12 protein-coding genes and 3 tRNA genes are annotated in these 14443 nt (G+C 49.3%); 8 read left to right on the top strand and 7 right to left on the bottom strand.

Annotation, left to right across the window (positions count from 1 at the left end; genetic code table 11):
• Positions 1–22: 22 nt before the first annotated feature.
• Together QU595_RS14245 and QU595_RS14240 are read left to right on the top strand one after the other, a co-directional pair.
• Positions 23–622 (top strand): hypothetical protein, encoded by a 600-nt coding sequence (locus QU595_RS14245; protein WP_315923011.1) that lies wholly within the window; start codon positions 23–25, stop codon positions 620–622.
• A gap of 426 nt (positions 623–1048) precedes the next feature.
• The gene (locus QU595_RS14240) at positions 1049–3208 is read left to right on the top strand and encodes a DotA/TraY family protein (protein WP_315923009.1); all 2160 of its coding nucleotides are present in this window, start codon (positions 1049–1051) and stop codon (positions 3206–3208) included.
• Between the two features lie 109 nt (positions 3209–3317).
• Here QU595_RS14240 and QU595_RS14235 read toward each other — a convergent pair.
• The 3 genes from QU595_RS14235 to QU595_RS14225 form a co-directional block, all read right to left on the bottom strand.
• A tRNA-Glu gene (locus QU595_RS14235) sits at positions 3318–3392 on the bottom strand.
• Positions 3393–3395: 3 nt separating this feature from the next.
• Positions 3396–3471 (bottom strand) — tRNA-Asp (locus tag QU595_RS14230).
• 9 nt (positions 3472–3480) lie between these two features.
• Positions 3481–3555: transfer RNA gene (locus tag QU595_RS14225), tRNA-Glu, on the bottom strand.
• Between the two features lie 501 nt (positions 3556–4056).
• On the opposite strand from QU595_RS14225, the gene QU595_RS14220 reads away from it, so the two are divergent.
• The 6 genes from QU595_RS14220 to QU595_RS14195 all read left to right on the top strand — a co-directional run bounded on the left by QU595_RS14220 (position 4057) and on the right by QU595_RS14195 (position 8817).
• Entirely contained in the window at positions 4057–5283 is a 1227-nt protein-coding gene (locus QU595_RS14220) for a CCA tRNA nucleotidyltransferase (RefSeq protein WP_315923007.1), read from the top strand.
• Entirely contained in the window at positions 5283–5579 is a 297-nt protein-coding gene (locus QU595_RS14215) for a hypothetical protein (RefSeq protein WP_315923005.1), read from the top strand. Before QU595_RS14220 ends, QU595_RS14215 begins: the two co-directional genes overlap by 1 nt.
• A 120-nt stretch (positions 5580–5699) precedes the next feature.
• Positions 5700–6227, top strand: coding sequence for a hypothetical protein (locus QU595_RS14210; protein WP_315923003.1), 528 nt, complete (start codon positions 5700–5702; stop codon positions 6225–6227).
• Positions 6217–6519: a hypothetical protein gene (locus QU595_RS14205; RefSeq protein WP_315923001.1), complete on the top strand. Its 303-nt coding sequence runs from the start codon at positions 6217–6219 to the stop codon at positions 6517–6519. Before QU595_RS14210 ends, QU595_RS14205 begins: the two co-directional genes overlap by 11 nt.
• A gap of 145 nt (positions 6520–6664) precedes the next feature.
• Positions 6665–7030 carry a hypothetical protein gene (locus QU595_RS14200; protein ID WP_315922999.1) on the top strand — a complete coding sequence of 122 codons (366 nt, stop codon included), beginning with the start codon at positions 6665–6667 and terminating at the stop codon, positions 7028–7030.
• A 113-nt stretch (positions 7031–7143) separates the two neighbouring features.
• Complete coding sequence (locus QU595_RS14195; RefSeq protein ID WP_315922997.1) at positions 7144–8817, top strand: hypothetical protein; 1674 nt, start codon at positions 7144–7146, stop codon at positions 8815–8817.
• Here the strand turns inward: QU595_RS14195 and QU595_RS14190 are convergent.
• The 4 genes from QU595_RS14190 to QU595_RS14175 all read right to left on the bottom strand — a co-directional run bounded on the left by QU595_RS14190 (position 8809) and on the right by QU595_RS14175 (position 14432).
• Positions 8809–9282: a hypothetical protein gene (locus QU595_RS14190; protein ID WP_315922996.1), complete on the bottom strand. Its 474-nt coding sequence runs from the start codon at positions 9280–9282 to the stop codon at positions 8809–8811. The genes QU595_RS14195 and QU595_RS14190 overlap by 9 nt on opposite strands.
• A gap of 157 nt (positions 9283–9439) precedes the next feature.
• On the bottom strand, positions 9440–11416 hold the full coding sequence (locus QU595_RS14185; RefSeq protein ID WP_315922994.1) for a DUF4139 domain-containing protein: 1977 nt from the start codon (positions 11414–11416) through the stop codon (positions 9440–9442).
• 144 nt (positions 11417–11560) lie between these two features.
• On the bottom strand, positions 11561–12031 hold the full coding sequence (locus tag QU595_RS14180; protein WP_315922992.1) for a hypothetical protein: 471 nt from the start codon (positions 12029–12031) through the stop codon (positions 11561–11563).
• Positions 12032–12065: 34 nt separating this feature from the next.
• Positions 12066–14432, bottom strand: a complete 2367-nt coding sequence (locus tag QU595_RS14175; RefSeq protein ID WP_315922990.1) for an RNA ligase — start codon at positions 14430–14432, stop codon at positions 12066–12068.
• Positions 14433–14443: the final 11 nt, after the last annotated feature.

The following is a 14443-nucleotide window of genomic DNA, read 5'->3' as shown; positions in this document are numbered from 1 at the left end:
TGGGGTTATGAGAGAGAGTCATATGTCTGATATTAATAAAAAAAAGCAGCATCCTCAGTCATTGTCGGATGAGAATGACGCTAAAACACTAGCAAAAAAAATCGTACTTGAAGACTTGGCTGGCACTCAAGATTGGAAAAACAGCAAGCTTGGTTATTTGAGTGGATATCCGGTAATTAAAAAATCGGTTTCGTCGGTAGTTGATAATGGGATCCAGTCGTTTCGAAACGTACAAAATTTATGGTCGTCATTGATGGCTGGCGATGATACACCCTCACTGGAGGAAGGAGGAAGCCCTGCTGAACGATTCGAATGGTCCATGCAATTACATAACAAATCAGAAAGCGATTTGGCGCATATAATTGCAAACACATGGAAAAGTGCAATCCTGTATTCGATACTTTCCCTAGTTGGCGCAATTCTGATTTCTTTTTCATTTTTGTATGTGGGATACAAAACATATGCAGACGGACTTATGCGTTTTGCGCCTTTGTTGATAACCATTCCCTTGATTGTTAAGCACAGTTATACAAACTGGATGGTTAGAAATAGAAGGCTAGACACGATAATTAATTATCTTATAAGCGGTGACATCTTACCAAAGAAAAATGGCGACCGCTGAGATTGGTCGCCATTTATTGCTCTTTAACTGTTAACGTACTTTCTTTTAATCGCACCAACCTCTTGCACTCCAATCGATCATCTTTCCGAAAAAACCCTTTTCGTTGTAGTCCTTGCATATCTCCGCCGAAGCCGACTGAGCCGCAGGAGCTGCGCCGTAGCGGTTATGCGCGTGATGTATAGCACCCCAACTGCCTATCATGGCACCAGCAACTATTGCGAGCGATATTCCTATTATGGCCGTCTTTATGAGTTTACGCATTTGTTCGTCTCCTTTTTTGTCCCACAGCGATTGGGATGAGGCATATATATTTGCATATAGAAGGCTTGTCAACTTATTTTTTGGATATTTTGAAAATAAATCTGTAATTGCGATTTGCGTCTTCTTAACTTATCATTTTGTAAACGCCAAAAAAGGGTGTGTTTCATGACAACTGATTTGTTAGCCTTGCCAGGCACTATTGGAAACGACGGCAAAACCGAAGATATGGCCTATCGATGGCTTGAGGTCTTATTCGCTACCGGAACAGACAGCGGTTTCGGGCAAGCCTTTGCTACGTTTACCTCGATGCTTGGCCTTTTGGGCGCGCTCTTTTTGGGGTGGCACATTATAATTGGTATTGTTTCCTCGGCATATAGCGGGAAAGTGTTAGGTGAGAGATACCACCAAATTTGGGCACCATTACGAGTCGTTTTGGGCTTTGGAATGATGATTCCAATCGCTGGAGGTTTTTCATCAGTCCACTATGTTCTAAAAGAGGTTATTGGCCGAGCTGCTGTTAATATGGGCAACGCTCCAATCACGGCGTATATAACCCATTTGGGAAAAAATGGCGGTGATATACACGTTGCATCAATGAGCGGCGGGCCTTTGGTTCGCGATATTATTGAGAGAGAAATTTGTGTTGCAGTTAGGAACGGCCTCTATCGTGCATCATGGATTGGTATCTCTGGCGAAATCCCACTGCCAGACCCTTCGCAAACTCCGAAGATCGGATTTGATCCTCGCGAAAGTTGGACTGGCGGCACTATGACAACGACTTGGTCTTATGGATCATGTGGCTCTATTGGGTTTAAGACTGCGAAACAAGATGCAGGCAGTGTTATTGTCGTTGATGGTAATAAACTTGAAAAATTTCATAAAGCTAGAGATGCCGCAACAAAAGAGTTGATCGAAGGCTTTCGCGCTACATTCCCTGAAAAGTCACAGATTAAGTTTGGTGACTATTTTGGGAAGACATCGTATAAAGATAAAACTGGATTGCAGGTATCTCGTGCACTTGAAGACTCGGGTGTTCTTCCTCGCGATATAGGTCCAACAATGCAGAAGCTGGCATCAGAATGGAATCGGAAAGTTGCCGCTGCGGTGCATGAGGTATTCTCAGGCGATGAAAATAGAGATAAGCAGGCTAAGGCTCTTGCGCAGCGTATCGAAAAATATGGATTTATGGTTGCAGGTTCTTATGAAAGAGAACTTTCTAAGATAGCTGGTGTAACCTCATCATTGGCTAATACTCTACCGTATAAAACTATTCCCGCTCCAGGTAGCTCTTATATGGAAGCGTTCGAGGCGGCAATGGCCTCTGTCTATAGTGCACGTAATCTCGACGGCGTTAACATGGCTGAAGAGGGCACGCAGATGGCGTCAGACGGCGGCGAGCTTTTCTCAGGTCTATTCGGAAGCGTTATAAATTTCCAAGACCTTCCAAGTGTGGAACAATTGAGTGCTGACCCAGTCGGTGGAATGATCTCCAGGGGACAGATATTTCTCGCGTGGGCATTTGGTATAATGGCTGCTGCCATGGCATTGTCTGCTGGTGCAGAGGCTGCCGCTCAAGAAGGTTCAAATGGATATACAGGCTGGATTCCTGGTGCCGCTTTTGTTGCGGGTGCTTTGAAAGGTACTTGGGTTTATGCTAGTCAGTGGGTCTCGTATGCAGTCTTGATTCTTCTTATTCTTGGAATTCTGCATACATGGGTTTTGCCTATGATCCCTATGATCATGGTGTTCATCATGGGCATGTCTTGGCTGATCATGTTCTTAGAAGCGTCAATTGCTGCGGTTCTTTGGTCGTTCGCATTTATTCGAATGGACGGCCAAGAATTCTTTGACAGAAACCAAGCGCCTGGTGCTACTTTGGTATTTAATCTCTTCCTTCGTCCCGCAATCGGCATGCTGGCATTTATTGGTGGCTTGTTGTTGTTGCCGACTTTGCTCGGCTCTTTGGCAACTATTTGGGACGAATCGTTTTATTCACAAAGCAATGGCGGTGTGTTTGATTACATTAACTTTGTTAAATGGCTTGTTTCATGGGTTATGTTCTGTTGGATGCAGTGGCATTTGACGCTTCGTCTTTTTGGTCTTATTCCAACCATTGCAGATCGTGTTGGGCATTGGATGGGCTTCCAGGGTGGAAATGGCTACAACGATGGTCATGAAACTCAGGCGGCAACTACCGCGATGGTTGGCGCTGGCATGGCCATGGCTAAAGCTCCCATTATGCCTCAGAAAACGATGTCCAGTAAACCTAAGACACCGACACCACCTCAATCTGGTGGTGAATCTGGAGGCGGTAAAGAAGAATAGGATTGAGGCCCTTCGGGGCCTTTTTCATTTAATGGATGGATGCAATGTAATAGCCGACGTCTGGCTGCTTCCATGAATTCAATGTGAATAGAATTCATTGGTGGTAATTTGGTACCGCTGAGGAGAATCGAACTCCCATTTTCTGATTGAAAATCAGACGTCCTAACCATTAGACGACAGCGACACATGGCGGCCATGATGGGAATCGAACCCACGACACCCTGATCGACAGTCAGGTGCTCTAACCACTGAGCTACACAGCCTTTTTTGTCTGGTACCGCCAGCGAGGTTCGAACTCGCGTCACCGCCTTGAGAGGGCAGCATCCTAACCACTAGAAGATGGCGGCTTATCAATTTCGATCTTGCTGAGTTTGTTGGTCAGCTCGTTCTTCTTCGTTCTTGATGATCTATATATGACATACTGCAAAATCGGCGTCAACAACAAAAATCCAAAAAAGATAATTATTTCAATGACTTAGTTCTAGGCGCAAGCTTCATCGTTCGCTGCCTTTAGGCCTCGGTAAAAATGCGCTGCAATTTGGTTTCTTCACGTTCTCGTTCGTCGCTATCGTCGTCGCCTTCCGGCATCGTGTTCTCCTTTCTGGTTGGTTTCAGGTTTGAACCTGGAAAATAAAAAGGGGCCGCAAAACGCGACCCCTAAAAAAGAATTCAGATATCTTTTTGAGCGGCCGCGTGCTTGACGGCCGCCGATAAACGGCTACCGCCGGGTGGTATCGTCCTCCCGACGTTCTTCAGTGCGCAGAATGTGCTGCATGCCGTTCATGTTTTACTCCAAGGTTTCCATACGTGTTTAATAAATGTCGCCGCCTCAGTCAAGGATCGCGTTTTTGGCCGTAGGTAATTTCGTCATGTTCGGTTACATTCGACATAAGCAATTTGAGGTAAACATGAAAATCTCGATATCGGATCGTGGCATCCATGCAATTGGTGATCTCCTTTCGGCAGGTGGATTTCAGTCCCGCTTGGTCGGAGGTGCTGTGCGTGACATGGTTGTCGGCATGCAACCGAAAGATATGGACCTTGCTACAGACGCTCTGCCCGAGGTCGTAATGGAACTGGCCGCGCGTAAGGGCTATCGGGTTATTCCGACTGGTCTGCAACATGGTACCGTCACCATCGTGTATGAAGACGTTGGCTATGAAGTCACGACGCTCCGGAAAGACGTTGAGACTGATGGGCGTCATGCGACTGTGGAGTATGTCACTGACTTCGCGGAAGATGCGGCTCGCCGCGATTTCACCTTCAACGCGATGTCGGCCTCTCTCGACGGGCAGGTGCATGACTATTTTGGAGGCTTGAAGGATCTCGATGAAGGCCGCGTCAGGTTTGTCGGCGATGCGCGCGAGCGTATTGAAGAGGATTACCTGCGCATCCTGCGCTTCTTTCGCTTTCGTGCTCGTTTTGGTGGCGAAGAGACGGAGCATGACCTGCAGGCGATCAAAGACACAGCCCATGGGCTTTCCGGTATTTCGGTCGAGCGTGTCTGGAGCGAAATATCAAAGGTCTTGCAGCATTCGAATGGCACGAAGCAGCTGCGGCCCATGGCAGACTTGGGCGTTGCCCAGGTCATTGGTCTGCCGATTGACGAGGATAATATCGGGATAGCGTCTGATGCCAGAGAGTTCGGCGCGCGGCCATCGGTGATGTTGGGCATCCTCTCAGGGCATGAGGGCTATGCCGAAGAGCTTGGAACTCGCTGGAAATTGTCGAATGCCGAGCTGAAGGACGCTGTTGCGGCAACTCAGGTCCTCGCTGCAGCTGAGTACGACCCACACTACTGGCTGACTGAGGCAGTGAACGGCCTTGATCCTACTGTCGCTTGTCCAATTCTTTCCGCGCTGGGCGCTCACGCGGCCGCAAAGGCGTTGGCTGGCGATATTCCGGTATTCCCCCTTAAAGGCCGTGATCTCGTAGGTGTCGTGGACAAGGGTCCCGGTATGGGTGCGGCTCTGAATGAGGCCAAGACCAAGTGGATCGACTCCGGCTTTACGCTCTCAAAAGAGGAACTGATCACTGAGATAATGAATAGCGGCCCCGCTACCAGGAGGTTGTAATGGCGCTTAAACTTAGACGACCTGGAACTAAGCCGGAGGATACCGACGATCTGTCGACTTCGTCTCGTTCGTTGGCGACTTCGGCTCCTGAGCGAGAGGTAAAGCGGAGTTCGAAGTGGTTTGGTCGTTCGGCACCTCCTCCACCCCACGGTAGCGGCTACTCTGAGTTTTTGGATTGGGCTTCGAATGAAGCGCTTGATCCTTCTAATGAAGATCGCATTTTGGCAACTACCTTATGGATGGGGAGAGAGCCGGAAGCTGAAGATATTGAAGAAGCTCCAGCGATCAAGATTTAGCCTCTTTCTCGGATATTTTCTCTTTTCATTTGCAGATGATTTTTTCGTAATTTATCATCGCAGAATATCATTTATTCAACATTTTTCTCCATACTTGGAGGGTGAATAGGTAGGCTGCGCATGTCCGTTCCAGATATTTGGAAAAAGTCGGCTCTAATTGACGTTGAAGCCAGCGGTCTGATGAAGGGTTCATTTCCAGTCGAGGTCGGTTGGCTGGTTGATGATGTTTTTGGGCACCTAATTATTGATCCGTCGAAACATTGGGATACGAGTCGATGGGATGTTGATGCTGAAGCCATGCATGGCTTGTCGCTGCAGACGCTTACGATGAAAGGCTTGCACCCGGTAAGGGTGGCTGCTCGGCTCAATCAGTCCTTCAAAGGAAAGAAAGTCTTTTCTGACTCTCCAGAGGCTGATTCCGATTGGCTCGCTGAGCTTCATCGAGCGGCTGATGTGAAGCGTGATTATGAAATCGAAAGCGTAGGGCGGTTACTTGGCTTTTTGGGAGTCGAAGCACACCGGGCCTACGAGATTTTCGATACCGTTCAAGAGAGCATGCCTTCTCGCGGTCGAGCGCTTGTTGGCGTGCGCTATCTCAAGGCTGTTGTCGACTATGCAATTTTGGAGGTTCGCGGGAATGCTCTCTAGGCTTGTTCTCATCGTGGCTTCACTTGCGGCTTTTTCTTCCCCAGTCTTGGCGCAACACAAGATCACGATTACTCGCGTGGAATCTTTGCGAGCTGTTCCGTCCGGCAATGTCTCTCGGGATGCCCTTGAAATGATACCAGGGACGACGATGGCTCCTGCCGACAGCAAACCCATGCGGCCGATCCCCGAGTATGTCTATTCGTCGAGAGCAGGAAAGAACATTCCGCTGCCGTCTCCAAACCCTCTTGGTGTCAGCTTTTGCGATGTAGACATTTATCCATTCGAAGACTGAAGGAAAGGGTAATTGACCTCAGTCTTCGTCTTTCGGCTTTCGATTGTAGATACCCGCAATGTCCATGTGGGAATATGATTTCCCTTTTGTTTTTCAAGAAAGCTCGGCATTATTTTCTTAGTTCAAAAGGTAAGGCAGTATCTACATGTCTGCAGATTATGAAATTATTGGTGACTTAGTTGTGAAGAACAGACCGAGTGGCAAACAGGATTACGTCTGCCATATTGGCGAATTACTGTCTATCGGATGGGACAACTCTGCTAACCAGATGATCGCACATGGCGATGTAACCAACGTCGCTCGTATCATGCAGGTGTTTGAAGACTTTGCAGAAAATGCATCAACTGATGCCGGATTGAGCGCAGATTTCTCCATTCTATGTTTTGAGGCTACCGAAGATTCTGTTTGTGCCCTTAACTCGGCTATAAACGATCCCGCTTGCGGTGGCGCTCTCCTTGAGAGAGCAGAAGTGTACGACGAGATCAGGCTCGGTATTCAGCCTCGTATTTAATTGTTTGAACGCCCGTGAACTCCCATAAGCCTATATTTTTATTGAGTTTGTCAATTTTTATTGTTGCATAATTCTTGAACCTGGATATATTGGCCCCATTAAAGGAGCCGATTTTGAATTTCTCAACCTCGAACAAGAAAGTTCCCGTCTATGTCTATGTAATGCTGGCCGTTACCTTAGCATATCTGACTATTGAAGTTCCTTTCTCTGTTCATTTGATCGAATTCATGGGTGGTAACCCTTCGATGTCGGACATCGATGACATCGAGGTTTTTGGTCGCATTCTGACTGGTTGTGCGGTTGCAATCTTTGTTGTGGGCGCGATTGTTCTTCCTCGCATAAACTTCAGGCGTTCCAAGTTTCGCAACGCTTTCTGGATTGCAGTTTGGACGTCGCTATCAATTGGCGGCACCTTTAACGCTCTGAACTACATTGCCGACTATCTGGGTGCTTCCAGCACGCCTGAGCAGCGCCGCGTTGCATTTCAGACGAATGTTGTAAAGCGTCAGATAGCTCAGAACGGATTTGGCGATATCGCTATGAGCAACTCCAATGACTGGCTTACGTTTGTGTCTGCAATACCTTCGCTTGGCGCATCCACTGACGAGCTGTTTGAAATGTCGAATGTCACTCTTAAAGACATGATACGTGAGGAAGCTTATCGTGCGCTTGGCAGCCTAGAAGCTGGCCGCAAGCTATTCTCCACTGAGAGCCGCACGGTAGCTAAGGAGATATATGCTAAATACCAGGTTGCTGTTGGCAAGTATCACGAAGCTCTTCAGGAATTGGACCGCGAAGCCAACAGGGCCGTAAGCAAGTTTGAAGACGCTGCTAGGAAGAAGGCGAATGGCTTGTGGTACTGGTATGACAAGGAAAAGAAGGCTGAGGTTGCTCGTACTGAATTCCGCAAACACGGCCTGCACTTTACGAATAAGCAGAACCCACTTGATCGCGATGTGTTCGCCTATGAATTCGGCAAGAAGTACAAGGTCGAAGTTAGGGCATCTTTTGATAAGGGCATACGTGAACAGTTTGGTTCTGTAATAGACCCCGACCTCGGGTTTGAGGAATTCTTCAGCCATCCCGCCGTTCACAACAAGCTTCGCTCGGTGTTCAAACTTCCGAAGTCATCCATCCCTCTGAGCGATACGATGTCCGATGCAGATTTTTCAAAGCTGGTCTATGAGCCGCTTGCTTCTAGTAATGCCGACATTTTTGCTCGTGCGTTTGATGCGCCTGCCACGCAGTTTGCGAATGGCAACGAGTTCGAGAAGCTCGGGACCAATGCAGTGAAAATGATCCAGGTTCCGGTGATGGCCATCCTTCTTTCGATAGCAGGTGCGATGTTGCACATATACAAGTTCTCGACCTATCTCATACAGGTCTTGGCTAGCCGGACGAAGCTTCAGTTCATAAACACTGGCGTTCGCCACGCCCTCGGTTTCTCAGTCATGGCTATTGCCTTCATAGGCATGGGCATATCTGGTAACGTAGTCACCTCGAACGCCGCTTTCGCTCAGATAAAGAGCGATGCCCCTGTTGCTCACCTGATGCACGGCGCAATAGCGATACAGCCGGAATTTTCGAAGCTTGGCCGTGGTCTTGGTTCGATAGGCCCTTGGAACCTCATAGTGTCCCACCTGCCTGCTCCAGTCCTTTACGAGGACACTAAGATTGCAAAGGCTGCAATCACTCCTGTGGTTGAACAGGCGGCCATGGAAGCCGAGAACATAACGCTGGAAAACATACCCGTTCCGACTCCGCGTCCAGACCGCGAGTCAAATTGACGGGCTAACAGTGAATTCTGGATAATCTGCCAGGACTTCGTTTGGCACTTCGAAACCGTTGTCGATAGCGCGTCCAATCGCGATCCTATGAGCCTTCTTGAGGCATGCTCGACCTGCTTTTGTCAGCTTGTGCCCAACGTTCATTGTATCTGGATGTTTGATCATCGCGTCGAAAGCTCGAATGAATAACTCTGCTCCGAGGCCAACTCCATGGTGGGCTTCATTAACAGCGATCCAATGCTTGCTGATGCCACCGACAAACTTCCTAGCCCCCTCTTCATAGATGGCAATGATCCCATCTTCATCCGGTTCTTTTGGGCTGATCCATACGTATCCACTTTCTGAGAAAGCATTGAACCTGTGCCGCTTCTTAAGAGTCCGATTGGCATGATTTCTGAGTAGTTCAAGCGGATTGTGAAGGGCTTCGCCGTTCCATGTCTCTCCAGACAGGGCAAGCTTCAGCATCTCCTCCTCGTGACTAGACGCGTTTTCTGGCTCCATCAGAAGAGATAGAGGAATGTTGTGTAGAGAAACGGGTTTTCTGTTGCTCGGCTCAATAATGAAGGCACAGCACTCCTTTGGTCATGCCTTCATATTGGTTTGCTGGCATGCAAGCATCAATTCAGAAGGTTCTCACGACATCATCTACTGTCGTCTTCCAGCGATTTAATGTCTGGATGCTCTCCTCTGAGTCCGCTTCGAGTTTCTTGAGATCGTCCTCTGAAGCTTCCAAGGCCTGGAGATACTTCTTATGCATGTCGCTTGTTGTCGGCACTGCAGACAGGTTTTGGCGGATGCGGGTCTGCTGCTTGTAGATGACGTCAATCTGTCTATTCAGGTCCTCCACTCTAAACTGAGCGTCAATCTGCTTCTGTTTGAGGTCAGCCAATTCTTCGAGCTTTGCCTTCAGGGTCTCGTCCGTGGTGTCGTTGGCCCACATCGCTATCATGGAGGAGTTGATGTCGCCGACAGTGTAGCTCTCGTCAAGCTTCATCTCATCCACGACGGTGACCGTTGTGCGCTCTCCTGCTGGCGCTTTGACCTTTATGCGATAATGGGTCGTCGTTTCAGTGACGTCGGCGTCTGAAATGAACCTCCAGCCGCTCAATTTCGGATGTTCAATGATGACGGCTCGTTCCGCATCTGGTGCCGTTGAGACTGTGTAAGTGGTCGAATTTCTCATGACGCCTGAAGTCGTGATCACACCGTCGACGACTTTGATGGACCGGATGGTTCGGCCGTTCTTCGCGTCGGGGGTGACAGTCACTTTCTTGTCGGTAGCAAAGCTTGCAAACCTGGTTTCATCAGGCGCGAGGCTTGGTAGTTGTGCATCGCCCACATAGCCGTTGTGCTTGTCATAGACCGTCAGGATGCCCGCTGGCAGACCAGCGCCCGTCGAGTTCTTGAACATGATCGCAGCGACGGGATTCTCGGATGACTGATGCATAGTGTAGACGGAAACGAGTTCTGCATCGACGTCCTGATCGATGATAGGTACTGAAAGCGTGTCGCCATTCGTGACATCGTGCGATCCTTTGAGGGTGAACGAGGTCGAGATGTCGTTTTCCACTGCATCGGAGACTTCGGCTTTCGCCATATCGTAGCTTGCGACTTCAGCACTACCGAAGGCCATGGCTCCGGCCGCTTGCATGGTTGGCATCGGGGCTATTGCCGCTTTTGCACCTATGCTGCTGGCGCTATTGCGCCTCGCTAGTTCACCTCGATCCACCCTTGGGGCTGCGTTTGCTGTTGTGCTGATGGCGACCTCTGCCCGATCCTTCCAGATGCGTTGGTGGAGACGCTGTTTGAGTGTTACAGGAGCGCCTGACGACAGGGTGATTGAGACATCTTTCCAGTCTTCACCGCTGGCGTTTTCAAGTATGGCCCATGACTGAATGCGCGTCTTCTTGTCGTCCCCAACCACCACTCGATATGCTGTTTTCCAGACAGGAGCCGAGACGACGTAGGAAACATCGATGTCACGGTTGCCTTTGCCGCCCATCTCGATGGCTATAACGCGTGAACCATCAGATTTCCCCTTCCCTGCTGCGTCAACTGCGGCCGTGATTTTTGCTTGGATGTCTGGGTCTTCAATGATGACTTCCGTCGAAGTATCCAGCGGCATGCTGGTCAACTTACCTGACGTGGTCAGCAAACTGAGAACATATTGAACGCCTCGTTTTTCACTCTGCGTTGATGTCACACCAAAAACTTTGCCTTGAAGCGCCTGGCCGGATGATGTGACAGACACCTTGGCTCCCTGAAGGTTGGAGAGCAACTGTGGAAGGCTCTGCAGGTCTCCAGCCGAGAACGGTAGTGTCCGGAATGTTTCTTCGACTGGCTCTGGACCAGCGAGAGAAATCCCTTTCACGGTGCCTTCCTTGTCCTTCACGATTAGGCTTTTCAAAATATCGTCGACCTGATCAAGGGGAACTTCAATGAGGATTTTTCCATCATCCTTGATGGAGGCCGTTCTGTGAATTTCAGCGAGACCCCCCGAAGAGAGAACTACGGATCGGATGGGGCCTTTCGTGTCAGCGTATGCAACTGAACTCAGTGACGTCGAAATAAGTGCCGCAACTAGTATCGATTTAAGCATGATGAGAAGCCTTTATTTGAATGTTCGTTGCGAACATACAACACAATGCCACCGGCATCCAAAAGATGGGTTTTTTCGTCATCAACAATAGATATGGTCTTGGCCAGCTAGCGAAATGTTCCGAGTTCATCCAAGGGCTGAACATTATGATGGCCCAAACCTGGGCGTATAATCGGTGTGTTGTGGATCTTCATCGCGAGCGGATGACGGCACTTCTTGCCTTGCCAAATCCGGCATCATTCGACGAAATAACTCAACCAAGCGTCCGACCAGTTCGTCATCGCGATAAGCCAGTTCAAGATCAGTGTCTCGAAACTTCCGATATCCGACGCATTTCCATGGCGCTTCCAGGCGATTAAAACGCGCGATAAATGCTTCTGACGGCATCGGGCCATCGTAATCCCAGAGTTTTCCATCCAAGTGAACGACAGCATGGCCAACTGTATCGTCCTTGTCCACCAGACCGACAATTTCGCCGCCAATGACTGCTTTTAGAGCTTGCGCAACGATAACGCAGCCACCATCGAATGGCCCGCATTCAATGTTGGCCTCCAAATCCGCACGAAAATCTTTGTCGATCAGCCTGCGCCGCATATTCCAACTACTAAAATCCATCTGCTTCCTATCCGTGTGACACCGCCGCAATTAATTAAAGCGAAGGGCCAGATAGCTCCTGGCTGTATTCCAAATGCGCTTCGTAAGCCTTGCGAAGAGTAATGATATCGGCCTTCAATGTGTCGCTGTCCTGCGTCAGGCACCAATCGCGGAAGCTATGAGCAAGCTCGATCTCGGCATCATCAGGCTGCTCACCATCTGGTTTACGGGTATGTGACCACGTGAATTCCGTTCCCTTGTCGCGGGATGCAACAATACGATCCTTCACGCCACGCATCTGCTTCCAGAACGCGTAAAATGGTAGCTTTACCTTCGTCATATACCCAGCCGCGTCTTCGATAACCAAGCCTTCCACATGTTCTCCGCCTACGCGGTAGTTCATGTCGGTGGTCGCCTTCTTGTACCAGCCAGCGAAGGCAGCGGCATTCTGGAATGTCATCGCCAGTTTCTTCGTTTCGAGACCGAATTTACGGCCAACGGCTTCAACCACGTCAAAGCTCGCTTTCTCAAAATCTGAAGAACGATGAATTATATCCAACAGTACGATTTTCGGCTCGTCATATTCGATCATATGCGGGTCATTGACTGGATCAATGACCTCCCACGTCATCGACGATTCAGTGTCGCGAAGATATCGACGTAGTTTTTCCTGCTGAACGCTGGTCAGCTGCTGAGCGATAATATTGCTGAAAATATCTGCAAAATCTCCATCTGGCGTAGACTTCGAAGCGACGAATAAGCTGTCTGTTTTTTCGTCGTAGCCCATATTTCCGAGAAAGCCGTTGTACTTCACATAAAGCCTGATCGGGAATCGCAGATTCTTTGCGAGATTGGTAAGCTCAGTTTCTTCTCGCTCGCCTACATTAAAAAATTTGTCATATCCGCGAGAAACGATTTTGCTCGTTTCCCGGTCGACAAATAGGCCGCGAGCCTTCACCACAACATCATCCCATGAACGGTCATAAAAAACCTTCTTGGTGAAATTTAGCGAATATACGTGCGGGAAACGTTCGCTCGCCTTTTGACGAACGCCTTCATGCTCGTGCATAGACTTCAGGAGGCTTGCGTCCAATTCCGTCGACTTGCCGTCAGGCTTGATAATCCAATGAGGCAGCATCTTGCGTTGGGCCTTTCTAACTTCTGTGATCTGGGTTTCGAGAGCTAGACGTTCCTTGAGCGGGCGATAGACATAGTTGCGGAATGCATTGGTGCTCCAACCATTGCCATCGAGAGTGCAAATTCGCAGATTTCCGCCGTGTTCGACTGAGTCTTCGAGATTGAAGGAGTGTTCAGTGGCCGCAATATCGACGTTGCCGTGATTGCGGTGTCCATGAACCTGGAATCCTCGCTTGCTGTTGCGCTCGAACTGCTCATCAATCGGATCTTCCCAATAGCCCGTGCCATGGGAGTATTGATCCAGAGAAATCAGGTGCGGTTTATCAGGGAACGTGCTTAAGCCAGCGTGGGTAACGAGAACCTCAGCGCCCTTGAAATTGTACTGAAGAAATTCCTTAGCCTTCTGACAGACAGCTTCAGCGTCTGCAGGAGTGATCCCTGCTTCCAGAAGCTGTGGAAGCGTTCTGAGGGCGAATTCACCGCTTATAGCATCTTCACCACGCGCCCATCGGTCGAGATGGTCTTCGTGATTACCCCAGAGAAGGGTGACGTTTTCCCGTGAAAGAGCATTGTCGACGAACCAGCGCATCACCTGGCCGTTTTCAATGCCACGATCAAGCAGGTCTCCAACAAAGACATACTTGTAGTCGTCGTCAAATCCATTCGCCAGCGGGCCGCCCTCTCCCGCGAGAACGGTGAAGCAGCCTTGGAGATCGCCAATGTGAATTACGCCTTTGTAGCGGTCGCTGAAGTCATGAACAGGCTCACGCAACCACGCATCCAGCTCGGCAATGTGGCTACCGTCTTCCTTGCCGCTAATAATAGTGATGTCATCGACATCATCTCGAATACCAGCTTCCAATAGCTTTGCATGCATTTCTCGAATTTTGAATTCAGGAACTCGATTGATCTCCTGCCGCTCGCTGTTTTGCTTGAGCGTCAACTCAAGCGGGATGGTCGACATGTCGAGCACGGCGATTTGGTAGCGATGAGGCTTCGCCATCTCCGCCAAATGCTTCAAGTTCGAGCGCTCGATGAGGGTCGAGTCAATCGCCAATGTTTCGCCACGTGACATCCGTTCTGCAGCGAATTGATTGAGCATCATGAAAGCGCGGGATGAGACGTCTTGATTGACAATCATCTGACCCTCACTCGTCAGGAATGGAGCTGCGATTGTCGACCGAATGTTGTCGGCGGACAGGGTCCATTGTTCCATTCCAATTGCCTTGAGAGCGTGGGACTTGCCAGAACCAGGCTGGCCACGAGTAATAATCAGCTTTCTCATATTTCTTTCAT

The sequence above is a fragment of the Mesorhizobium sp. SP-1A genome (assembly GCF_032460275.1).
Taxonomy (GTDB): Bacteria; Pseudomonadota; Alphaproteobacteria; order Rhizobiales; family Rhizobiaceae; genus Mesorhizobium.
This window is presented reverse-complemented; position numbering and strand designations above follow the sequence as displayed.

What these genes read in the sequence shown, in the direction of transcription:
- QU595_RS14245 (WP_315923011.1), top strand. Translation starts at nt 23, where the DNA reads ATGTCTGATATTAATAAAAAAAAGCAGCATCCTCAGTCATTGTCGGAT.
- QU595_RS14240 (WP_315923009.1), top strand. Translation starts at nt 1,049, where the DNA reads ATGACAACTGATTTGTTAGCCTTGCCAGGCACTATTGGAAACGACGGC.
- QU595_RS14215 (WP_315923005.1), top strand. Translation starts at nt 5,283, where the DNA reads ATGGCGCTTAAACTTAGACGACCTGGAACTAAGCCGGAGGATACCGAC.
- QU595_RS14210 (WP_315923003.1), top strand. Translation starts at nt 5,700, where the DNA reads ATGTCCGTTCCAGATATTTGGAAAAAGTCGGCTCTAATTGACGTTGAA.
- QU595_RS14205 (WP_315923001.1), top strand. Translation starts at nt 6,217, where the DNA reads ATGCTCTCTAGGCTTGTTCTCATCGTGGCTTCACTTGCGGCTTTTTCT.
- QU595_RS14200 (WP_315922999.1), top strand. Translation starts at nt 6,665, where the DNA reads ATGTCTGCAGATTATGAAATTATTGGTGACTTAGTTGTGAAGAACAGA.
- QU595_RS14190 (WP_315922996.1), bottom strand. Translation starts at nt 9,282, where the DNA reads ATGCTGAAGCTTGCCCTGTCTGGAGAGACATGGAACGGCGAAGCCCTT.
- QU595_RS14185 (WP_315922994.1), bottom strand. Translation starts at nt 11,416, where the DNA reads ATGCTTAAATCGATACTAGTTGCGGCACTTATTTCGACGTCACTGAGT.
- QU595_RS14180 (WP_315922992.1), bottom strand. Translation starts at nt 12,031, where the DNA reads ATGGATTTTAGTAGTTGGAATATGCGGCGCAGGCTGATCGACAAAGAT.
- QU595_RS14175 (WP_315922990.1), bottom strand. Translation starts at nt 14,432, where the DNA reads ATGAGAAAGCTGATTATTACTCGTGGCCAGCCTGGTTCTGGCAAGTCC.